Below are 20809 nucleotides of genomic sequence, written 5' to 3'. Positions count from 1 at the left end.
TCTGACGTCATGCCTGTGCTTGGTCCACAGGCATCCAGCCGACGCGCGTCCGCGCGGCGAAAGGACTCGTCTATTCAATGCCTGATGAATCTGGATCCCCGTGACAAGCACGGGGATGACGACGGAGGGAGGGGCTGCTCCACCTTAAACATGCAATATGAATGGCTTTGTCAAAAGTCTGAGCCCGGCCAATGGCCGGGCTTTTCTCTTGCCGGACCGGCTTTGCTTCAAGCTGACGGTCGGTATAGCGCGCGGTAGGTTGCATAGCCTTGATCATAAACCGCGCGATTTTCAGCATTGGGTGCGATCAGATCGCCGGTACCGACAAAGGCTGTAACGCCGGACCAGTCATCGGCAAGCCCTGCCCCCATGGCCGCCGTCCAGGCAACACCAAGACAGGAGCCGGGATGCCCCGTGAGGCATTGCACCGGCGCGCCCAGCACATCGGCAACAATCTGCATCCAGATCCGGCTCTGCGCGCCGCCATCGGACACCAGATAACGCGTGGTCTGATGGCCCATATCATTCAGCACGTCGATATGATGCCTGAGCGCATAGGCATAGGATTCCAGCAGCGCCCGCCAGAGATGGCCAATATCGTGGGAAAGTGTCAGGCCGGAAATCACACCGCGCGCATTCGCATCGTGGATCGGTGTTTTCTCGCCGAGAAGATAAGGCAGGATCGTCACACCCTCCGCACCTGCCGGCTTTTTCTCTGCCAGGCGGTCGAGATAGCGATAGACAGTAATCCCCTCTTCCTGGGCCAGCATCTCTTCCCTGCCGGCAAAGGTGGCGATAAACCAGTTCAGCGCCGAACCGCCCGTCGACATGCAGCCATTGGGCATGAACAGGCCGGGGATCAGGTGATAATCGAGAAACAGGCGCGGATCGGGCTGCGCAAGATCGGTTGCCGTCAGAATGTCCACGGCGCCGCCGAATTTCAAAAGCACGTCTCCGGCCCGATTGACACCCGCGCCAAAGGCAGACGCCACCATATCGGCCGCACCGCCAACGACCGGCGTTCCTGGCGCAAGCCCGGTCTTTTCGGCGGCCTGTGCCGTGACCCTGCCGATGATCTCATGCGAGGCGACCTTGCGCGGCACGACCGCCGGCGCGACATGCGCCCATGAAATCAGATCGTCATCGAGAACACCCGCAGCAACATCGACGAAACCAGCCTCAAGCGCCCAGTTCTGTTCAACCGTCTTCTCGCCCGTCAGGCACCAGTTGATATAGTCATAGGATCCGAAAACAGTGGCAATTTTCGAAAACACATCCGGCTCGTTGCGCTCGATCCAGCGTAATTTGGCCGTCACAAGCTGCTGATTGATGCCATTGCCGGCATGGGCGATGAAGGCTGCCTCATCGCGCTCTGCACGCAGCTCCGCCACCTCACGGCCCGAGCGGCCATCGCTTTGCTGGATGGAGGGGCGCAGAACCCGTCCGGCCTCATCCAGCAGCACGACGGCGGGTAGCATGCCGGTGACGCCAACGGCGCCAATCGCGGCCGGATCCGTTGCCTCAAGAGCCATGAGTTCGTGGCAGATCGCCTGAACATTTTCCCACCATTCGGCAGGATCTTCCTCGGCCCAGCCGTGATGCGGCGATTTCAGCGTCACCGGGCGGGAGACGATGCCGACAACACGTGCCGGCAGCTCGATCAGAATGCCGATGGTCGAGGTGGTGCCGATATCGAGACCGATCACATAGGCCATGGCCAGCTCCTGCCCGGATGAGGATTAACGCAAGGTGGCGACGATATCCATGAAGCGCTTGACGCGCTCGCCGTCGACAGGGTTCCAGGTATCGCCATCAACCTTGAAATGCGTGCCGATGATGCAGCCCGAGGCCATGGAGAGGATATCGTTCACATTGTCCTTGTTGACACCGGTATTGGCGAAAACCGGAACGTCGCTGACCGTCTCGCAGACCTTGCGCAGACCCGATTGATCAACCGGCTGGCCGGTAATCGGGCCGGAAACGAGAATGGCATCGGCCATGGAGGAGAAAACCGCACTTTTAGCACGAAGTTCGATCGGGCGCTGATCAAGCGAAAAGGCAAATTCGGCATTGATGTTGAAGAGCAGCTTCAGGTCCTTGACGCCAAGATTGGCGCGCAACCTTGCTGGTGTCGCACAATCCGGCGCCCATACCCCCATATCGGAGGCGAAGACGCCGGTGAAAATTTCACGCACAAAGCTTGCGCCCGTGGCAGCAGCAATAGCGACGCTTGCCGACGGGTCCCAGAGATAATTGACGCCGAAGGGCACGGTGAGCATCGGCTTGATCGCCTGCACCAGAGCCGCCATGGCGGCAATGCCCTCGGGCGCGGCCTTTAGCACATAGGGGCGGTCGTTTTCATTGCCGAACATGATCGCATCGACACCACCCGCCTGCAGCTTTTCAATGTCACTGGCGACACCCTCAATCAGCTTGTCGAGGCCACCATCGGCATCATATTGCGGCGAACCGGGCAGCGCACCGATATGGGCCATGGCGATCACCGCTTTTTTCTTCTCGCCGAAGAAATCGAAAATCATTGAAAAACTCCATCATGAAACATGGGAAATGGGCTGGATCATCACGAGGCTGCTCGCTTGCCCGCATTGGCGACAATGACCTCAATGCCGGCCTTGTCGAGCGCTTGTGACAGCGCGCCTGAGGGGCGAAGATCTGTGATCAGCGTATCGAAACTTGCAAGCTCCGACACATGAACAAGCGACATGCAGTTGAATTTCGAGGCATCGCACAGCACAACCTTGCGGGTGGAGCGGGCGAGATAGACGCGCTTCATCTCGGCATCGTCGAAGGAATAGTCATAGATGCCATCGGCGGTAAGACCGGAAATGCCGATAAAAGCGATATCAAACCAGAGTTCGGAAAATTCCGCGACGGCAGCCGGCCCGGTGATCGACATTTCATCGCCACGCATCCGCCCTCCGGGCAGATAGACCTCGCCAAGGCCATCGCCGAGGAAGAAGGCATTGCGGACCGAACTGGTGAAAATCTTGGCGTGCTGGCGATCCGTCAGCATGCGCGCCAGCGTCAGCGCGGTGGAGCCGACATCAAGGGCAATTGTGCGATGGGCGCTTGCAAGACGCGCCGCCTCGGCGGCGATCGCCTGCTTGGCCAGCGCATTCTTGGCGGTACGCATCTGGAAAGCCGGCTCGCCGAGAAAAGGCTGCGGCGCAATAGCCGGTTCGCCGGCATTGTCAGAGCGAACAGCGCCGCCATGGGTGCGGGCAAGCTTGCCCTCTTTCTCAAGCTCGGCAAGATCGCGCCGGATGGTCATCTCGGAAACGCCGAGCTGCAAAGCCACATCGGAAACAGACAGCGCGCCGACCTGCGCAAGCACTTCAAGAATACGCGCATGACGAACATGCGCCAAAACCTTGGTCTTTTCCGTGTTCGTTTGTGCGCTTATCGGTCCGGACGCCATGCGTTCCCTCGCCTAACCTGGAGCGCATGCCCGGCCCACACCGTAAATGCGCGATTTCAAAAGCCTCATGCGATGATGAGGCAGCCACCTTGCTCTTTCTGCTTAAACGCGCGATCGAACAAAATCAAACATTATTTTCTCTTGTTGTGTATGTTTTTGTTGATATATGATCGAACAAAACAAATTGGGGAACAACAGAATGAACCATCCGACCTTTCCCGAACTGAAGGGCAAAAAGGCGATCGTCACCGGAGGCGCGACCGGTATTGGCCGGGCACTGGTTGAAGCGATTGCCCGGCAGGGCGTCACCGTTGCCATTTGCGACCTCAATCTGGAAGCCGCCGAAAAGGCCGCCGCCGCAGTTGACGGCTTTGCGGTGGAAATTGATGTGCGCAAGCGCGCCTCGGTGGAAAAGGCCTTTGCTGAAGCCGAAGAAAAGCTCGGCGGGCTCGACATTCTCTTCGCCAATGCCGGTGTTTCGACCATGAACCCGGCACTGGAGCTGACCGACGAGGAATGGGATTTCAACTTCGACGTCAACACGCGCGGCATTTTCCTCACCAACCAGATCGCCGCCCGCCGTTTCAAGGCGAAAGGCTCCGGCGTGATCGTCAACACCGCATCGCTTGCCGCCAAGGTCGGCGCACCGCTTCTGGCGCATTATTCGGCCAGCAAATTCGCTGTGCTCGGCTGGACCCAGGCGCTGGCCCGCGAGCTTGCCGGTGACGGCATCCGCGTCAACGCAGTCTGCCCCGGCTTCGTCAAGACCTCGATGCAGGATCGAGAGGTCCAGTGGGAGGCAAAGCTGCGCGGCATGACGCCTGATGCGGTGATTGCCGACTATATTTCGCAGACGCCGCTCGGGCGGATCGAAACGCCGGAAGATGTCGCAAAGGTCGCCATATTCCTTGCCTCGGACTCGGCAGCCTTCATGACCGGACAGGGCGTCAACGTCACCGGCGGCGTCTACATGACCTGACACGGCAACAGCCGCCTGACGACTTAATTTAGACCATACGGGAACCAGACCATGGCAGCCATTCGCTTCAACAAGATCGGCAAGCGTTATCCGGATGGTTTTGCCGCCATCGACAACCTTAATCTCAACATCGAGGACGGGGAATTCCTCGTGCTTGTCGGTCCGTCGGGCTGCGGCAAATCCACGGCGCTGCGTATGATTGCCGGTCTTGAGGACATTACCGATGGCGAACTGATCATCGACGGCGTGGTCGCCAATAATCTCAGCCCCCGCGACCGCGACATCGCCATGGTGTTCCAGTCCTATGCGCTCTATCCGCATTTAAGCGTCGAGGAGAATATCGGTTTTGGCCTGCGCGTACGCGGCGCCGAAAAGAAGGCACTTGCGGATAAAGTCCGCCAAACGGCCGAACTGCTGGAGCTTTCGGAACATCTGAACCGCAAGCCCGGCCAGCTTTCCGGCGGCCAGCGACAGCGTGTTGCCATGGGCCGCGCACTGGTGCGCAATCCCAAGGCCTTCCTGATGGATGAACCGCTCTCCAATCTTGATGCGCGGTTGCGCGGTCAGATGCGCACCGAGATCGCCCGGCTGCAGAAGATGACCGGCATCACCACCGTCTACGTGACCCATGACCAGGTCGAGGCGATGACCATGGGCGACCGCGTGGCGGTGATGCGCCATGGCGTATTGCAGCAGCTTGACACCCCGCGCGCACTTTATGACACACCCGCCAATCTCTTCGTCGCGGGCTTCATCGGCGCGCCATCGATGAATTTCATGAGCGCCGAGCTGATCGAGGCCGGTCACGATGTGATCGCCAAGGTCGGCCCCTTCGATTTCGTCTTCGATGTCGCCGATGTCGACGCCCGCCCCGGTCTCGCACGCGGGCTTGACCGCAAGGTTGTGCTCGGGCTCCGCCCGGAGATCTTCACACCTGTCGATCACCCGGATGTCTCGGTCAACACCATCACCGGCGAGGTCGTCTTCGTCGAGGATCTGGGCGCCACGCTGCTGGTCCATATCGATATCGGCACTGCCGACGACAATCTGAAAGCCATCTCCGACGATGATGCCGAAGACGGTGCCATCTCCGCCCCGCGCCTGCGCGTCGTGCTGGATGGTCAGATCAAGGTAAAGGCCGGGGAGATCATCAATCTTTCCGTCGAGGCGAGCCGCATCCATGTCTTCGATGCCACAACGGAAGACGCGATCCGGGACTGACACCGCGCGGTCGCCCAAAAATGACCCGCGCTTCAGTGAATGCCCTTGGTGAGCCCCTGCACGAAATAGCGGTTGAGAAACAGCACCACGATGACGATCGGGATGGTGGAGAAGTGGGCGAGCGCTCCAAGCGTTCCCCAGGTGATATCCTTTGTGCCATAGGCCGACAGCAGCGCCACGGAGAGCGGCTTGGTGTCGAGCTTGGTCAGGAACATCGGATAAAGAAAATCATTCCAGGAAAACATCAGACAGAACAGCACGCAGGCAATGATGCCGGCCCTGACAGCAGGCAGCGCGACCTTGAAGAAAGCACCGATCTGGCGGCAGCCATCGGTGAGCGCCGCCTCCTCCAGCTCCTTCGGCAGACCGCGGAAATAAGAAAACATCATCCAGGTGACAAAGGCGGCATTGAGCATGGAGTTGATCAGGATGACCGCCATCCAGGTGCCCAGCAGCCCGACATCGCGCATCATCATGTAAAACGGGATCAGTGCCGCTACCGACGGGATCATCCGGATCGCCATGAGGAAATAGGCCGTCGCCATGGCGAAACGGCTTTTGGAGCGCGCCAGCGCATAGCCGGCCGGAACGCCGAGCAGCAGCGACAGGATCACCGAACCAGCGGCAATGATGACACTCGATTTCAGCAGGTTCCAGACATCGAACAGCCGGAAGACGGTGCGGAACTGATCCAGCGTCGGCGAGAAGGTGAAGCGCGGCGGAATGGAGAAAATGTCGCCGGAAGGCTTGTAGGCCGTCGTCGCCAGCCACAGGAAGGGCAGCAGAAAGAAGGCAAGCATGGCAACCAGAAAGGCCCGGCGGGCAAGATCGAGATAGGCGGTGCGGTTCATCGTCCGTTGGCCCTCCGGTCGGCATAGCGGATTGTCACGGAAAAGACGGTGGCAATCACGGCGATGATGAGAAGGGTGAGATTGGCAATCGCCGAGGCATAGCCGATATTGAAGAATTCCAGCCCCTGCTTCACCGCATGCAGCATCAGCGTATTGGTCGCATTGCCCGGCCCGCCGCCAGTGGTGACATAAACGCTGTCGAACACACGGAAAGCATCAACCGTCCTCAGGATCAGCGCCAGCAGCACTGCCGGCAGCATCAGCGGCAGCACGATGATGCGCAGTTTCTGCAGACCCGTCGCGCCATCAACGGAGGCCGCTTCGAGGATATCACCGGGCAGCGCTTTCAGACCGGCCAGCAGGATCAGCGTGACCAGCGGCGTCCACTCCCAGACATCGACGAAGATCAAGGTTGCGAGTGCCGCATGGGTATCGGCAAACAGTCCGCGCGGATCCGTCAGCCCCCATTTTGCCAGATAATAACCGATCATGCCGTAATCGGAGGCTAAAAGCCCCTTGAAGATCAGTCCGACCACCAGCGGCGTGATCGTCACCGGAACGAGGATCAACGCCAGCACGATGCGGTTGAAGCGATCATCCTTCCACAGCGCCAGCGCCAGAATGAAGCCAAGCACCAGTTCGAAAAACACCGAGCCGAGCGTAAACAGCGCCGTATTGATCAGCGCCTGCCGCGATGTTCGGTCGGTCAGGATTTCAACGTAATTTTCCAGCCCGACAAATTTGGTTCGCTTCGGGCGGATGAGATTATAATCATAAAGCGAATAGAAGATGCCCTGCGCCAGCGGCCAGACACCAACGACCAGCACATAGACGATGACCGGCAGAGCCATGGCGAGAAGGAAAAGCCGCCTTCGGCTGGCAAAGGACATGCCTTTCGGCACGATCAGTGTCTCGGCGGTTTCATAGACAGCTGCGCTCACGGGATATTTCCGGTCAGTTCACATTCGGGATCAGTATGCCCGGCGGCAATGACAGCCACCGGGCAATTCACAACATCAGGAGACGCCGGTCAGAACAGATCTTCGGCTTCCTTCTGCGCGGCATCCAGCGCTTCCTGCGGATCGGCATTGCCGACCAGAACATCGTTGACGGCCGTACCGAGAATATCCTGGATCTGCGGATATTCCGGGATACGCGGGCGATAATTGTAATCACCCTTCTCGAAAGTTTCGGCGACAACCGGCAGGAAGGGGAATTTCGCCAGCAGATCCGGGTCGGTCATCTCGCTTTTGCGCAGGAAGCTACCCGCGCCCATGAGATTGAACTCCTTGTGGACCGCCGGGCTCGTCAGCCATTTGATGAAGGTCCAGGCGGCTTCCTGCTGCTCGGGCGAAATATCGGCATTGATCGCCATGCCCCAGCCGCCGATACCATAGGCTGGCGGAACATTTTCGCCATGTGGCGCAACGGTGATGGCAACGTCATCAACGATCTTGGACATGTCGGGATTGTAATAGCCCGGCGCGCCGACCGACCAGGTCTGCATCTGGGCGGCAACACCCTGACGGAAGCTTTCCTCACGGCCGCCCCAGTCATAATTGGCAGCGCCGGGCGGTGCTGCGGTCTTGAACAGATCGGCATAGACCGTCAGGCTCTGAACATTGGCATCCGAATTGAGCGCCGGCTTGCCGTCGGCACCCATGATCGAACCGCCCATTTCGGTATTATACTGCATCCAGTCCTGCGCGACCGCCGGGCCCTTCTGGCCATTGGCAACGAAGCCGTAAACGCCCTTTTCCGGATCGGTGAGCGTCTTGGCGTCGGCAACGAACTCTTCCATCGTCGTTGGCGCCGTCAGGCCTGCCGCATCAAACATGGTCTTGTTATAGGCAAGGACATTGGCATAGCCTGCAAACGGAAAGGCGACCTGCTTGCCGTCGAAATTACCGAGCCCCATCATCAGATTGGGATAGATGTCGTCAACATCGATCTCGGCGGCATCGCGCTTGATCAGATCGGTCAGATCGACAGAATAGCCATTCTCGGCATATTCACCGGCCCAGACGATATCCATGGTGACGAGATCATAACCAGCCGTATCGCCGATATAATCCGCCGTCGTCTTGGTCAGAAGCGAGCCATAGTCGAGAATATCGACATTCAGCTTGGCGCCGGTCTCCTCTTCGAATTTCGGCGCCAGATCCGCGATCACCGCGGCAAACTGGTCATTTTGAGACGCGAGCGTCAGGGTCACGCCATCAAGTGGCTTGTCCTGGGCAAGGGCGGTGGAACCGAGCAAGAGCGCGGTCAGTGCTGCTGCGGATGCAAGTTTCATTCTGTTCCCCTTTTTACGACCTTAAGACGCCCGACCTGGCGACTTGATCGATATCACTATACATCAAACAAAAACGCACTCAAGCGCACTTGACAAAAATTCAATTGCGGTAAAAAATCACAAAATAGAACATTATCGCCCAAATTTGAGACAGAAACCCGCTTTTCTGCCTTAGCTTTAATCAATTCTCCGATCGGACCAAAGAATGCGCATGTTTTTCCCGCCACAGGATTTTCAGCCATGAGCGAAGACCTGAGGACACGGCTTGCCGCGCTGAAATCACGCGCCACCTATGAGATCGAATGTATTGAGGGCATGGCGCCGGTCTGGCTGGAAAAACCGCAAGCGGATAACCGCTATAATGTCGTCATCGTCGGCGCAGGACTGAACGGGCTTTCCGCAGCCTTTGCGCTGAAGCGGCGCGGCATTGGCGGGGTCATCGTCATAGACCAGAGCGTGACAGGGCGCGAGGGGCCGTGGATCACCTCTGCCCGGATGAAGACGCTGCGCTCGCCGAAGACGCTGGCCGGCCCCGATTTCGGCATTCCGAGCCTCTCGCCGCGTGCCTGGTATGAAACCGTCTATGGCGCCGACAGTTTTGCCGGGATCGAAAAGATCGCCCGGCCCGACTGGATGAACTACATGTTGTGGTTCCGCGATGCGATCGACGTCGAAATCCATAACGAGACCCGGCTGGAGGCCGTTGCCGAAGGCGAAGACGGCGTGCGCCTTTCGCTTTCGGGCAATACATCGCTTCCAAAGGAGATCACCTGCCGCCACTTGATCCTCGCCAATGGCACCGATGGCTGTGGCGGCCCGCTGATCCCGGCCGATATCGCAGCACTGCCGAGACAGTTCTGGACCCACAGCGCTGAAGAGGCTGATGACAGCCACCTTGCGGATAAGGATGTGATCGTGCTCGGCTCGGCGACATCAAGTTTTGACTGGGCCGTCCGGGCGCTGGAGAAAGGCGCAAAAAGCGTGACCATGGTGGCCCGCGCCAAAAGCCTGGCACGCACCGAAGCGCTGGCATGGACCAATTTTCCCGGCTATCTCGGCCACTACGCATCGCTGTCGGATGACGAAAAGTGGCGTTTTACCAAGAGCTTCTTCGCCCTTAAAGTGCCGCCAACGCAGGATCAGTTTGACCGCGCATGTGCCTATCCGCAGTTCAGAATGGAATTTGCCAGCGGCATTAAGTCCATGATCATCAAGGGCGACCGGCTTGCCGTTACCACGGTCAGCGGCGCGCATGTCATCGATCACATTTTGCTCGGCACCGGCTATGCAGTAGACTTTACCCTGCGCCCGGAGCTTGCAGCCCTTGAAGGCCGCTTTCTGCGCTGGGAGGACCGGTTCACGGCAGAAGTCATCGAGGAAGCCCCCGCCATCGGCCCCTTCCCCTATCTTGGCCATGGTTTCGAGCTAACCCCGAAGAGCACAACGGACCAGTGGGTGCGCCGCGTCCATATCTTCAACGGCGGCGCCGTACCGAGCCTCGGTCCGGTCAGCAACGGGATCACCGGGGTAAAATACGGGATTGCCCGCATCGCCGACGGTTTGACTCAAGCACTGTTTTTGCAGGAAAGCGACCGGTTGCAGGACGAGTTTGCCAATTATAGCGAGCTGCATTTTGATCCGCGCGACAAGATTTCCGCCTGAGGCGGGAGGAGACTGACATGACCACGCCCCTATCGCTCGACACGGTTCTTGCCAAAGCCCAGACGGGAAGCGTCGAATTTCCCTACCTGCTCGCCAATCATGTGCCGATGGTACTGATCGCGCTTGACCGGCTGGGCGCAACGCCTGAGCGCCTTGACGAATGGTACGAGGCCTATCGCGAAAGCCATAAAGTGCCGCCAATCCCGGAACCGGTCGCGGCCATTGATCCCTATAACTGGACCGATGCACTGGGAGAGAGAACACGAGAGGCTGATTATCGCGGCTTTTTCGTCGGAGAGGTTCAGCGGCTTGGTATCGACCGGGCAATCCGCAGCTATCTACCGGTGATGACGCAGGGTCTGGCTGCAAGCGCCACCCATCCGCTGATGCGGCTTGCCTATGGCGTGCTCAAGAATGATGCCCGCGAGGTCGGCCATGCACTCGGCTACTGGGCGACGACCTATCTACCCCTGCCCGGCCCGGGCCGCTTTGCAGGCGACACGGAAGATCCAGCCGCCGTGCTGGCCGCGATTGCCGATATTCCCGGCATTCACGATTACAAGACCGAGACAGATCTTCTCTGGCACAATATCCGCGCCGTTGCCGCCCTTGACGGTTTCGCGCCGGTGATTGACCGGCTGATCTTTCGGCCCGACACAGTGCGGCAGATGACGGCAGTCTCGCTCGTCGCCTTCGCTGCAACGCTCGATTTCTCCGCCCTTCATGCCCTCACCGGCATGCACTGGATGCGTCTCGTCACCTGGCATGTAAACGAGGACGACAAGCAACCGCTCTACCGTGCTTTCTGGCAGGTTATCGCCTCGCTGATGCCGAAAATCGGCTTCCCCCAATTTCCCGATACCGACGCGGTAGAGACCATGCGCAATCTCCCCTGCCCGGACTGGCCGGAAATCCGCACTGCGGCAATCGCATCTTACGATGAGCATGATATAAGCCTGACATTCTCCGCCCAGGAGGAACAGAAGGCCTGGGGCGGCGACCGGCTCTATCGCGTTGCCGCCGCCAAACGGCTGAAGCTGATCGACTGACAGACACATAAAGGGGGACGGCATGGCCACAGATCTCGTCATCGACAATCTTATCGGCAGCGACGGCGCGCCGACGGCCATTGTCGTCACCGGTGGCGTCATCACCGGCATCGGCCCGAATGCAGCCGCAGGGCTTGCAAATGTGGTCGACGGCGCTGGCCTGCTGCTGCTGCCCGGCCTTGTCGACGGCCATATCCATCTCGACAAGACCCTGATCGGCCTGCCCTTCATCCCGCATATTCCGGGCGATACGGTGGCCAAACGCATTGCCGCCGAGCGCGAGTTGCGCCGCACGGTGTCACTGCCGGTCACAGCGCGTGGCGGCGCGCTGATCGAACAGATCGCTGCGATGGGGACGGTTGCCGTCAGAAGCCATGTCGATATCGACACCGAGGCAAAGCTTTCCGGTCTTGAGGCTGTGCTATCATTGAAGCAGAGCCACGGGCACCTCATCGACATCCAGACCGTCGCCTTCCCGCAGTCCGGCATTGTCCGCGATCCTGGCACGGCTGATCTGCTCAACGCCGCGATTGAGGCCGGCGCTGATCTCGTTGGCGGGCTCGATCCGGCCGGCATCGACAATGACATTTCCGGCCACCTCGATGCCATTTTCGCCATTGCTGGCAAACACGGCATCGGTATTGACCTGCATCTGCATGATGGCGGCGCGCTCGGTGCTTTCGAACTGCGCCAGATTGCCGAGCGCAGCATCGCGCTTGGCCTTCAAGGCAAGGTCGCCGTCAGTCACGCCTTCTGCCTTGGCGAACTGGCGACCGATGATTTTGCCCGCACCGCAGCGCTGCTTGCGAAGGCGAATGTTTCGATCATGACCAACGGCCCCGGCCCCGTATCCATGCCGCCGGTCAAACAATTGCAGGCGGAAGGCGTGCGCGTCTTCGCCGGCTCCGACAATATCCGCGACGCCTGGTCGCCCTTCGGCAATGGCGATCTCATCGAGCGCGCCGGGATCATCTGCGACCGGCAGGATTTCCGTGCCGATGAGGATCTGGCGCTGGCGCTCAGCCTTGTCACCGCCGCCTCCGGTGCTGTGCTTGGCCGCAGCGAAGCGCTTGCCATTGGAGCCCCCGCCGATTTCCTGCTTATCAGGGCAGGCTCCGTTGCCGAGGCTGTTGCCGGGCGCTCTCGCGAGCGCACGGTCTACAAGGCCGGACGCAAAATTGCTGAAGCGGGGCAGTTGATCTGAGCGTGAGAGCGACAATGTCCGATATCGATTTCGTCATCCGCAATGCCCGCCTCGCCGGTCGGGACGGGCTGACTGACATCGCCTTTTCCGGCGACAAGATTGCAGCCATCGGCAGCAATTTCCGCTGCGATGCACCGGAACTTGACGCGAAAGGCAGGCTCGCCACACCCGGCCTCACAGAAACCCATATCCATCTCGACAAGGCTGGAATCATCTCCCGTTGCACCCTTTGCGAAGGGACGCTGGCCGAGGCTGTGCGCGAAACCGCCAAAGCCAAGGCCGCTTTCACCGAAGACGACGTTTATGACCGCGCTGCCCGCGTGATCGAACAGGCGATCTCCCACGGCACCAACCGGATGCGGACTTTCGTCGAGATCGATCCGCGCGCCGGTTTCCGCTCCTTTGAAGCCATCAAGCGGCTGAAACGCGACTATGCCCAGCTGATCGACATCATCATCTGCGCCTTTGCGCAGGAGGGCCTCACCAACGATCCCGGCACGGAAGAGATGCTGGCGGCGGCACTTGCCGATGGCGCCGATCAAGTGGGCGGCTGCCCCTATACCGATCCCGATCCGGCCATCCATATCGCAAAGATCTTCGATCTCGGCGAACGCTTCGGCGTGCCGGTCGATTTCCACGTTGATTTCGATCTCGACCCGCATGGGTCCAATGTTCCGGCGATCATCGCCGAAACGGTGAAGCGCGGCTATCAGGGCCGTGTATCCATCGGCCATGTCACCAAGCTTTCAGCCCTGCCGCCTGAGGAATTTGCCGAGAAAATCGCTGAACTTTCAGCGGCAGGCATCGGCCTTACCGTTCTGCCGGCAACCGATCTGTTCCTCAATGGCCGCAATGCCGATCACCTCGTGCCACGCGGGCTGACGCCTGCCCATCTGATGGTCATCGCTGGCGGCAATGCGACACTGTCGACCAATAATGTGATGAACCCCTTCACGCCCTTTGGCGATGTCTCGCTGATGCGCATGGCCAATCTCTACGCCAATATCGCCCAGATCGGCACGCCCGCCGATCTCGATATCGTCTATGCCATGGTGACGGATGAAGCGGCAAAGATGCTCGGCCTCCAGCCGCCGAAAATTGCACCCGGCGCAGCCGCGACACTGGTGCTTTTCGACGCAGAGAGCCCGGCCGAGGCCATCGCCACCATTGCACCCGCGACCCATGGTTTCAAAGCGGGACGCCCGAGCTTCGAATGTCCGGCGCCGCGTATTTTCCGGGCAAATGGCGACTGAAACGACAATCCCGCCCCGTAACATGTCTGTCTGTGCGGAAATTGTTGCGACCATTTTGTGACTTTGTGTTTTTTTAAGTTCTAAATCGTTCGAAAATGTTGTGCATTTCATCGAGCATGATAATCTTCAAATCAAGCGCAACAGGTCAGGCTTTCCGGCATAAAACGACCGACCGGCCTTTGCGTTTTGCCCGTCGCCTTTGCGATGCGGACACCTAAAAAACCGGAGAACAGCACATGCATCATCCTCTTTTTTCGCGCCGCTCGGCTGGCCTCAGCGCCCTGGCGCTGTTTCTTGCGGCGGGCACGGTTGCACCTGCCCATGCCGAAACCGCGATCAGCCCGGACCGCTGCGAGGCCAACAAGGCGGCAGGCAAGATCACCTTCCTCACCTCCTTTGCCTATGCGGCAACGCTCGGCATTCTTGACGTCGTCGCCGCCAAGGAGCGCGGCCTGTTTGACGATCTGTGTCTCGACGTCGCCATCGAACCCGGCTCGACCAACAGCCAGCTGGTCAGCGCCAATACCGCGCAGATCGCCGGTGTCGGCTCGGCCTCTGACGTGATGGTGGCAATCGACAACGGCGCCGATATTGTCGGCGTCGCCACCTATGGCAATGTCGGCGCGATCGAACTTCTGACCATGGCCGACAGCGGCATTGAGGCGCTGAAGGATTTCGAGGGCAAGACCGTCGGCTACAAGGGCGCGATTGCCCCGCAGTTTTCCGCCATGATGCTCGACAATGGCGTCGATATGGGCAAGATCAACTGGGTGTCCGTCGGCTATGATCCGACCATCCTGCCCAATGGCAATGTCCAGGGTCTTGGCGCTTACAAGTCGAACGAACCGAAGGTTCTCGAAGCCAAGGGCAACACGGTGAAGGAATGGGATCCGGATGCCTACGGCGTGCACTCGACCTTCAACACCATGATCGCCAACAAGGAATGGGCGGCCAAGAACCCGACCGCGATCGAGGATTTCCTGCGGGCCGAATTCAAGGCCTTCAACTGGATCAATGAAAGCGACGCCAATCTCGATGAGGCGCTGTCTTACGCCGAAAAGCTCTCGACCTCCGGCTATGACGTGAAGCAGAGCAAGGTGCGCTGGCAGACCGAGCTGGCATTGATGCAGGGCAGCCTGCCGGAAGGCATGATGCCGGGGCAGCAGTCCGACGGCCAGTGGCAGCCGGAAGCCGACATGCTGGTGCGCTTCGATCTGGTCAAGGCGGCACCCGATATCGAGACAGCCCAGGACAACACCTATATCGACGCCATCTATGCCGATGGTGCGCTGGTCTGGCCGGCACCATGAAGGCATGGGTTCAGACCGCCTTTGGCGGCGCAGAGGTCCGGGAGATGAAAGAGGTCTCCCGGCCTCAGCCAAAGGCTGACGAAGTGATCATCAAGGTGGCGGCGGTCGCGCTCAACCGCCTTGATATTCTCCAGCGCAAAGCCCCCGTTATCGCCACCTTCCGCCTGCCGCATATTGCCGGCATGGATTTTGCCGGAACGGTTGTCGAGGCCGGCTCGGCGCTCGGTGCGTCGCTGGTCGGCACGGATGTCGTTGCCGATCCTGTCGTTACATGTAACGCTTGCGATTATTGCCGCGCCAATATGCCGGAATATTGCGTGGAGCTGAGAACCTGCGGCTCAAGCCGTGATGGCGGCCTGGCTGAATATGTTGCCGTACCGGTGGAAAACTGCATTCCGGTCAAAGATTCGGTTCTGCCGCTTGCCGAACTGGCCGCCGTTCCCGTCGCCTCGGTCACGGCCTGGCACGGCCTGCTCGGCGCAGGCCGGCTTGAAGCCGGCGAGATAGTCGTCATTCCCGGTGCCAATTCCGGCCTCGGCAGCGCCGGCATCCAGATCGCCAAGATGCGGGGTGCGACCGTTATCACGCTGGTCTCGGATCCTTCGAAAATTGCGACGGCGAGGTCCCTCGGCGCCGATCTGGTAATCGATCGCAAGGCGGAAAACTGGGTCGAGACGGCCCGGGCCTTCACCGGCGGCAAGGGCGTGGATATCGTCTGGGATCACGTTGGCGGCCCCTTTCTGCAGCAGGCGATCAATGCCTGTCGCATCGGCGGGCGGGTCGTCATGTCAGGCACCACGGCTGGCAATGATTCTGTGATCTGCAACACCAGCATCTTCCATTGGGGCAAGTCACTGATCGGCCATGGCGGCTATTCCAGACAGGAAATGGCCGACACTGTTGCCGCCTATAGCCGTGGTGATCTGAAACTGGTCATCGACAGCAAATGGGCTTTCGAAGACTATCCCAAAGCCGAAGCGCGACTGGAATCGGGCGCATTTTTCGGAAAGGTTCTCGTATGCCTGACCCCATGAGCGCGGCCAGAAAAGGCCCGCGTGACGCGGCTTTCGGTTCGATCTGCGTTGAAAAGGTTGAAAAGATCTATGAGAGCGATCGCGGCACGGTCCGCGCGCTCTCCGATATCGATCTTTCGATTGAACGTGGCCGGTTCGTCACGCTGTTCGGCCCGTCCGGCTGCGGTAAATCCACGCTTCTGCGTGTGATTGCAGGCCTTGAAGAGCAGACGGCGGGCGCGGTGTCGCTGTTCGGCCAGACACCGGCCGAAGCATCGCGCGACAAGAACATTGCCTGGATCCCGCAATCCAACGCCCTGCTGCCATGGCTGACAATCCGCGACAATGTGCTGCTGTCGCAGAAGATCAACCGCGAGGCAGAGCGGCGCGGCAAGTCGCTGCGTATTCCCGAAGATCCCGACCAGGTGCTGGACGAGCTGAAGCTTGGCGATTTCAAAAATGCCCGCCCGTCCGAGCTTTCCGGCGGTATGCGGCAGCGCGCCGCCATTGCCCGCGGCTTCGTTCAGGGTGCACCGCTGATGCTGATGGACGAGCCTTTTTCAGCACTCGACGAACTGACCCGCGATGCGCTGCGGCTGCGGCTTCTGACCGTCTGGGAACGGCATCGCAAGACGGTGGTTTTTGTCACCCATTCGGCCTTTGAAGCGGTTCTCCTGTCCGATCAGGTGGTGGTGATGACACCACGGCCGGGCCGTATTCATTCCGTCATTGATATCGACCTGCCACGCCCGCGCACATTCGAGGTGACCGAAACGCGGGAATTCGAACAGCTGGTGCGCGCCGTCAAACATACGCTGCGCGATGGCTGGGAGGCAGACGAATGAAGCCGAAAAACCTGGCGATCACCATCATTGCGCCCTTGATCGTTTTCGTTATCCTGGGGCTTTGCTGGCAATGGGTGGCGCTTAATCTGAAGAGCATCCTGCCGCCGCTCGGCGATGTGGCAAACGAGTTTCTGAGCCGCCCGGATTTCTATTTCAACAATCTCTGGGTCACCATCTATGCCGCACTGGTGGGCTTTGCGATCGGTTGCGCGGTGGCGATTTTCCTCGCCATCCTGATCGTGCATTTTGCCTTTCTGCGCGCCGCCATTCTGCCCGTGGCGCTGATGCTCAATGTTACACCGATCGTGGCGATTTCGCCGGCGCTCATTGTCGCCTTCGGCTTCAATGCCATCCCACACATCATCGTCGCCGGACTCGGGGCCTTTTTCCCGATGATGATCAACGCCATCACTGGCCTGCGCTCCGTCGATGACCAGGCACTGGAAGTGTTCCGCTCGATGTCGGCCAGCCGCACGGATATTTTCCTGCGCCTGCGCCTGCCGACCAGCCTGCCGCACCTCTTCTCCGGCGCAAGGCTTTCGATCACCGCCGCCATGGTCGGCTCGATCGTCTCGGAATTCATGGGAACATCGAAAGGCATCGGTGCCACCATCGTCATGGCAACCACCTATCTCAACCTGTCACAGATGTGGGTGGCGATCTTCGTCTCGGTCATCACATCGCTGTTGCTGATCTTTCTCGTCGGCCTGGCCGAACGACTGACAATCCGCTGGTGACAATCAAACGTATAGAGAGACGGGTGCGCCCGGTATGATAAAAAGACGGACGGCGGGTTTCATCGCAAACCCGCCGTCACAATTTTCCAATTACCGTATCTAGTCGCCGTTACGACTGAACCGCCCCATGGCTCCAGCTAGCCTCGCTGCGGGCATAATGGACCCGCCGGTTCAGCGCTTCGGGATGGCCTTCCCAGAAGGTGACGGCATCCGGCACAAGCCGATACCAGCGCCAGTAATCCGGCCGCGGGATGATCTCGCCTGATGCGACGAGATCGCCATGCGCCTTCAGCTGCGCCGCCTCATCGTCAAGCGGCAGCCCGTGAAACGAAACGGTCCGCGCTGCCTGCACCGGGCGGCTGTCTTCAGCAAAACGACGGTCATTCTCCGCATCAGAAGCAATCACGATTGTGCCGGTGATATTGACCGACTGCGCCGTTTCCCGCCAGTAAAGCGAAACGGCCGCCCGTCCCGTCTCCAGCATCTCAACGCCCTTGCGGCTGCCGAAATTGGTGGTGAACAGCAGCGCATCATCCTCAACCGCCAGCAATTGAACCGTACGTGAGGACGGCACGCCCGAGGCACTGGCCGTCGCCAGCGTTACATACATCGGCTCAACAGCCTCGATCGACAGGATGTGATGCACCCAGTCCTGCAGCAGAAGACACGGATTTTCCGGCGCCGATGCCACATCAAGCGGTGTTGCACCGCTGGCAAGGGCAGGAAAGGAATTGGTGGTCTCTGGCGTCAGGCGGGACATGAAAACTCCTTAGCAATGATACGATCACAACTGAACGATCACAAACTAACAATATCATTCAAAATAAAACAATCTAAAACGTATTCAAACGCGGCAAAGAACCCCATAAGGCCATTGCAGAATTGGAATGAAAATTGCTTTTATCAAAATTGGGAGACTGTTTCGCGCGAGCGAGAAAAAGAACTGCGCCATGTTTACAGACCAAACCGGATCGATCGATGCCAAATTCCTGCATACGGTCTACCTGCTTCTGACCGAACAGAATGTCTCACGCGTTGCCGCCATTCTCGGACAGAGCCAGCCATCGGTCAGCGCCACGCTGAAGCGGGCACGTATCGCCTTTTCCGATCAGCTTCTGGTCAGAAGCGGCCAGGCCATGACCATCACCCAACGCGGCGAGGTCATTCGCCAGTCGCTCCGCCATATTCTTGATGAGCTTTCGGCAGCGCTTGCACCCAACGATGCCTTTGACCCGGCAACCGCGACCTTTACCATGCGGGTTTCGGCGATGAGCTGCTTCAGCGGTTTCCTGATACCGCCAATTGCGGAGCGGTTGCGCAGCGAGGCACCGATGGCTTCGATCGACTTCTTCGCCCCGGCCGAAAGCGACGACCTAACCGAGCAACTCGCCTCAGGCAAGACCGATCTTCTGGTCGCCAACTGGCCCTCGCCACATCCGGCACTCAAATATTCGACCATTTTCGATTGTGAAATGGCCTGTATCGTCAATGAGAAGCATCGATTCGCCGGTCGCGACGAAATCACGATGGAGGAGTATCTCTCCGTCACCCATCTCTCACTTGGCTCGGTGGTGCGCCCCGCCTTCTCGCCGATCGGCGGACGGCTGAAACAGCTGGGCGCCAAGCGCCGCGTTGCGCTTTCCGTGCCCGAATATGCGCTGGTGCCGCCGGTGATTGCCCGCACGGACCTGATCTTCACCACGGCCCGCCCCTATGCCGATTTCGTCGCCGCGCGCTATCCTGATTACGGCCTGAAAGTTGTCGGCGCGCCCCGCACGCTCGGCAATATGCGGCTCTATCTGCTCTGGCACGAGCGCGCCCATCAGTCACCGGCCAATCGCTGGGTCCGGGCGCTGATCCGCGACGTCTCGCGCCGCTATAGCGATGAGCTTGCCGATAATCCGAACGATGCAGGACTGGCGGAACTGGCGGCGGCAACGGCATTATAAGCGTCAGCCTATACCCCTTATAACCCTATATGGAATTGCCGAACGTCAATTCCAATGATCATAATGCAGGCATAAATTCGATTTGCACAAATTTTGATCCGGCCGCCTCCGCGACGCCCCGGACGGGCTTGCTCGTCCGCAAGGTGGCGCGCGCGCCTGAGACACTATGAAAGGACATTTGAGATGCCGCTGAAATCGCACTGGTGGTGGGACCATTCGACGAAAGATTTTTCCGAAATGGACATGTCGGAATTCGTCGCCATCCTGCCGGTCGCCGCCGTTGAACAGCATGGCCCGCATCTCCCCGTCCGTGTCGATTCGGCCATCAATGCCGGCATCATTGCCCGTGCTGTCGAAATCATGCCCGACGACATGAAGGTAATGGTTCTGCCGATGCAGGCAGTCGGCAAATCGGTCGAACACCTGGAATATCCCGGCACGCTGACGCTGTCCTACGAAACGCTTGCCCGTCTGTGGTTCGAGATCGGCGAGAGCGTGGCGCGTGCGGGCTGCAAGAAGATCATCTTCGCCAATTCCCATGGCGGTCAGCCGCAGGTGATGGAAATCGTCTGCCGTGAACTCAGGATCAAATGCGGCATGTTCGCCGTTTCATCCTGGGTTTCGGCCGGTGCCAGCCAGTCCGATCTCTACAGCGAGCACGAGCTGAAGCACGGCATTCATGGCGGCGAATCCGAAACCTCGACCATGCTGCATCTGCATCCCGATCTCGTCGACATGCAATATGCCGAAGACTTCCAGCCCATGTCGGTTCAGATGGAAAACGATAATCAGGTGCTGACGGCCGAGGGCCGGATCGGCTTTGGCTGGCAGACCCAGGATCTGCATCCCTCCGGTGCCTGCGGCAATGCCGCTGCCGCTGACGCCGAACGCGGCGCAACCCATGTCCAGCGCTCCGCCGAAAGCCTTGTCGCCCTTTGCCAAGAAGTGCTCGCCTTCCCGATGGAACGCCTGACCCAGAAAACCATGTTCAAGGGCTGAAC

General features: G+C 59.4%; 20 protein-coding genes. 12 read left to right on the top strand and 8 right to left on the bottom strand.

The genetic code is table 11. The annotated features are described in order from the left end of the window. Positions 1-227: 227 nt before the first annotated feature. Genes FJU08_RS11105 through FJU08_RS11095 form a run of 3 tightly spaced genes read right to left on the bottom strand, consistent with a single transcriptional unit; the run spans position 228 to position 3439 of the window. Positions 228-1715, bottom strand: coding sequence for an FGGY-family carbohydrate kinase (locus tag FJU08_RS11105; RefSeq protein ID WP_141149085.1), 1488 nt, complete (start codon positions 1713-1715; stop codon positions 228-230). Positions 1716-1739: 24 nt separating this feature from the next. Beyond that, positions 1740-2540 carry a BtpA family protein gene (locus tag FJU08_RS11100; RefSeq protein WP_141149084.1) on the bottom strand — a complete coding sequence of 267 codons (801 nt, stop codon included), beginning with the start codon at positions 2538-2540 and terminating at the stop codon, positions 1740-1742. A gap of 41 nt (positions 2541-2581) precedes the next feature. Then, positions 2582-3439 (bottom strand): DeoR/GlpR family DNA-binding transcription regulator, encoded by an 858-nt coding sequence (locus FJU08_RS11095; RefSeq protein WP_141149083.1) that lies wholly within the window; start codon positions 3437-3439, stop codon positions 2582-2584. Between the two features lie 199 nt (positions 3440-3638). Here FJU08_RS11095 and FJU08_RS11090 point away from each other — a divergent pair, with 199 nt between their 5' ends. Further along, positions 3639-4418 (top strand): SDR family NAD(P)-dependent oxidoreductase, encoded by a 780-nt coding sequence (locus FJU08_RS11090; protein WP_141149082.1) that lies wholly within the window; start codon positions 3639-3641, stop codon positions 4416-4418. A gap of 51 nt (positions 4419-4469) precedes the next feature. After that, positions 4470-5639 carry an ABC transporter ATP-binding protein gene (locus FJU08_RS11085; RefSeq protein WP_141149081.1) on the top strand — a complete coding sequence of 390 codons (1170 nt, stop codon included), beginning with the start codon at positions 4470-4472 and terminating at the stop codon, positions 5637-5639. Between the two features lie 32 nt (positions 5640-5671). Here the strand turns inward: FJU08_RS11085 and FJU08_RS11080 are convergent, their stop codons facing one another. The 4 genes from FJU08_RS11080 to FJU08_RS11065 all read right to left on the bottom strand — a co-directional run bounded on the left by FJU08_RS11080 (position 5672) and on the right by FJU08_RS11065 (position 9028). Further along, complete coding sequence (locus FJU08_RS11080) at positions 5672-6490, bottom strand: carbohydrate ABC transporter permease (RefSeq protein WP_141149080.1); 819 nt, start codon at positions 6488-6490, stop codon at positions 5672-5674. After that, entirely contained in the window at positions 6487-7380 is an 894-nt protein-coding gene (locus FJU08_RS11075; RefSeq protein WP_141149169.1) for a carbohydrate ABC transporter permease, read from the bottom strand. The genes FJU08_RS11080 and FJU08_RS11075 overlap by 4 nt, the downstream gene beginning before the upstream one ends. Before the next feature lie 140 nt (positions 7381-7520). Next, positions 7521-8786, bottom strand: a complete 1266-nt coding sequence (locus tag FJU08_RS11070) for an ABC transporter substrate-binding protein (RefSeq protein ID WP_141149079.1) — start codon at positions 8784-8786, stop codon at positions 7521-7523. Between the two features lie 56 nt (positions 8787-8842). After that, on the bottom strand, positions 8843-9028 hold the full coding sequence (locus FJU08_RS11065) for a hypothetical protein (protein ID WP_141149078.1): 186 nt from the start codon (positions 9026-9028) through the stop codon (positions 8843-8845). On the opposite strand from FJU08_RS11065, the gene FJU08_RS11060 reads away from it, so the two are divergent. The 8 genes from FJU08_RS11060 to FJU08_RS11025 all read left to right on the top strand — a co-directional run bounded on the left by FJU08_RS11060 (position 9027) and on the right by FJU08_RS11025 (position 17859). Next, entirely contained in the window at positions 9027-10448 is a 1422-nt protein-coding gene (locus FJU08_RS11060) for an NAD(P)-binding domain-containing protein (protein ID WP_141149077.1), read from the top strand. The genes FJU08_RS11065 and FJU08_RS11060 overlap by 2 nt on opposite strands. 17 nt (positions 10449-10465) lie before the next feature. Beyond that, entirely contained in the window at positions 10466-11497 is a 1032-nt protein-coding gene (locus FJU08_RS11055) for a questin oxidase family protein (RefSeq protein WP_141149076.1), read from the top strand. Positions 11498-11519: 22 nt separating this feature from the next. Next, positions 11520-12701, top strand: coding sequence for an amidohydrolase (locus tag FJU08_RS11050; RefSeq protein WP_141149075.1), 1182 nt, complete (start codon positions 11520-11522; stop codon positions 12699-12701). A gap of 14 nt (positions 12702-12715) precedes the next feature. Beyond that, entirely contained in the window at positions 12716-13954 is a 1239-nt protein-coding gene (locus tag FJU08_RS11045; RefSeq protein WP_141149074.1) for an amidohydrolase family protein, read from the top strand. Positions 13955-14190: 236 nt separating this feature from the next. Then, entirely contained in the window at positions 14191-15264 is a 1074-nt protein-coding gene (locus FJU08_RS11040) for an ABC transporter substrate-binding protein (RefSeq protein ID WP_141149073.1), read from the top strand. Then, positions 15261-16298, top strand: coding sequence for a zinc-binding dehydrogenase (locus FJU08_RS11035; protein WP_141149072.1), 1038 nt, complete (start codon positions 15261-15263; stop codon positions 16296-16298). The genes FJU08_RS11040 and FJU08_RS11035 overlap by 4 nt, the downstream gene beginning before the upstream one ends. After that, the gene (locus FJU08_RS11030; RefSeq protein ID WP_235890659.1) at positions 16283-17122 is read left to right on the top strand and encodes an ABC transporter ATP-binding protein; all 840 of its coding nucleotides are present in this window, start codon (positions 16283-16285) and stop codon (positions 17120-17122) included. Before FJU08_RS11035 ends, FJU08_RS11030 begins: the two co-directional genes overlap by 16 nt. Further along, positions 17119-17859, top strand: coding sequence for an ABC transporter permease (locus tag FJU08_RS11025; RefSeq protein WP_141149071.1), 741 nt, complete (start codon positions 17119-17121; stop codon positions 17857-17859). Before FJU08_RS11030 ends, FJU08_RS11025 begins: the two co-directional genes overlap by 4 nt. A gap of 109 nt (positions 17860-17968) precedes the next feature. Here the strand turns inward: FJU08_RS11025 and FJU08_RS11020 are convergent, their stop codons facing one another. After that, on the bottom strand, positions 17969-18619 hold the full coding sequence (locus FJU08_RS11020; protein WP_141149070.1) for a pyridoxine/pyridoxamine 5'-phosphate oxidase: 651 nt from the start codon (positions 18617-18619) through the stop codon (positions 17969-17971). Positions 18620-18809: 190 nt separating this feature from the next. Between FJU08_RS11020 and FJU08_RS11015 the strand changes: the two genes are divergently transcribed. Next, positions 18810-19808: a LysR family transcriptional regulator gene (locus FJU08_RS11015; protein WP_181409814.1), complete on the top strand. Its 999-nt coding sequence runs from the start codon at positions 18810-18812 to the stop codon at positions 19806-19808. A 183-nt stretch (positions 19809-19991) separates the two neighbouring features. After that, positions 19992-20807: a creatininase family protein gene (locus FJU08_RS11010; RefSeq protein ID WP_141149068.1), complete on the top strand. Its 816-nt coding sequence runs from the start codon at positions 19992-19994 to the stop codon at positions 20805-20807. Positions 20808-20809: the final 2 nt, after the last annotated feature.

This window comes from Martelella alba, from assembly GCF_006516955.1.
Taxonomy (GTDB): domain Bacteria; phylum Pseudomonadota; class Alphaproteobacteria; order Rhizobiales; family Rhizobiaceae; genus Martelella; species Martelella alba.
This window is presented reverse-complemented; position numbering and strand designations above follow the sequence as displayed.

Coding starts and splice junctions, on each gene's coding strand:
- FJU08_RS11025 (WP_141149071.1), top strand. CDS start 17,119: ATGAAGCCGAAAAACCTGGCGATCACCATCATTGCGCCCTTGATCGTT.
- FJU08_RS11085 (WP_141149081.1), top strand. CDS start 4,470: ATGGCAGCCATTCGCTTCAACAAGATCGGCAAGCGTTATCCGGATGGT.
- FJU08_RS11095 (WP_141149083.1), bottom strand. CDS start 3,439: ATGGCGTCCGGACCGATAAGCGCACAAACGAACACGGAAAAGACCAAG.
- FJU08_RS11065 (WP_141149078.1), bottom strand. CDS start 9,028: ATGGCTGAAAATCCTGTGGCGGGAAAAACATGCGCATTCTTTGGTCCG.
- FJU08_RS11075 (WP_141149169.1), bottom strand. CDS start 7,380: ATGTCCTTTGCCAGCCGAAGGCGGCTTTTCCTTCTCGCCATGGCTCTG.
- FJU08_RS11030 (WP_235890659.1), top strand. CDS start 16,283: ATGCCTGACCCCATGAGCGCGGCCAGAAAAGGCCCGCGTGACGCGGCT.
- FJU08_RS11090 (WP_141149082.1), top strand. CDS start 3,639: ATGAACCATCCGACCTTTCCCGAACTGAAGGGCAAAAAGGCGATCGTC.
- FJU08_RS11035 (WP_141149072.1), top strand. CDS start 15,261: ATGAAGGCATGGGTTCAGACCGCCTTTGGCGGCGCAGAGGTCCGGGAG.
- FJU08_RS11070 (WP_141149079.1), bottom strand. CDS start 8,786: ATGAAACTTGCATCCGCAGCAGCACTGACCGCGCTCTTGCTCGGTTCC.
- FJU08_RS11045 (WP_141149074.1), top strand. CDS start 12,716: ATGTCCGATATCGATTTCGTCATCCGCAATGCCCGCCTCGCCGGTCGG.
- FJU08_RS11020 (WP_141149070.1), bottom strand. CDS start 18,619: ATGTCCCGCCTGACGCCAGAGACCACCAATTCCTTTCCTGCCCTTGCC.
- FJU08_RS11100 (WP_141149084.1), bottom strand. CDS start 2,540: ATGATTTTCGATTTCTTCGGCGAGAAGAAAAAAGCGGTGATCGCCATG.
- FJU08_RS11055 (WP_141149076.1), top strand. CDS start 10,466: ATGACCACGCCCCTATCGCTCGACACGGTTCTTGCCAAAGCCCAGACG.
- FJU08_RS11105 (WP_141149085.1), bottom strand. CDS start 1,715: ATGGCCTATGTGATCGGTCTCGATATCGGCACCACCTCGACCATCGGC.
- FJU08_RS11010 (WP_141149068.1), top strand. CDS start 19,992: ATGCCGCTGAAATCGCACTGGTGGTGGGACCATTCGACGAAAGATTTT.
- FJU08_RS11080 (WP_141149080.1), bottom strand. CDS start 6,490: ATGAACCGCACCGCCTATCTCGATCTTGCCCGCCGGGCCTTTCTGGTT.
- FJU08_RS11050 (WP_141149075.1), top strand. CDS start 11,520: ATGGCCACAGATCTCGTCATCGACAATCTTATCGGCAGCGACGGCGCG.
- FJU08_RS11040 (WP_141149073.1), top strand. CDS start 14,191: ATGCATCATCCTCTTTTTTCGCGCCGCTCGGCTGGCCTCAGCGCCCTG.
- FJU08_RS11060 (WP_141149077.1), top strand. CDS start 9,027: ATGAGCGAAGACCTGAGGACACGGCTTGCCGCGCTGAAATCACGCGCC.
- FJU08_RS11015 (WP_181409814.1), top strand. CDS start 18,810: ATGTTTACAGACCAAACCGGATCGATCGATGCCAAATTCCTGCATACG.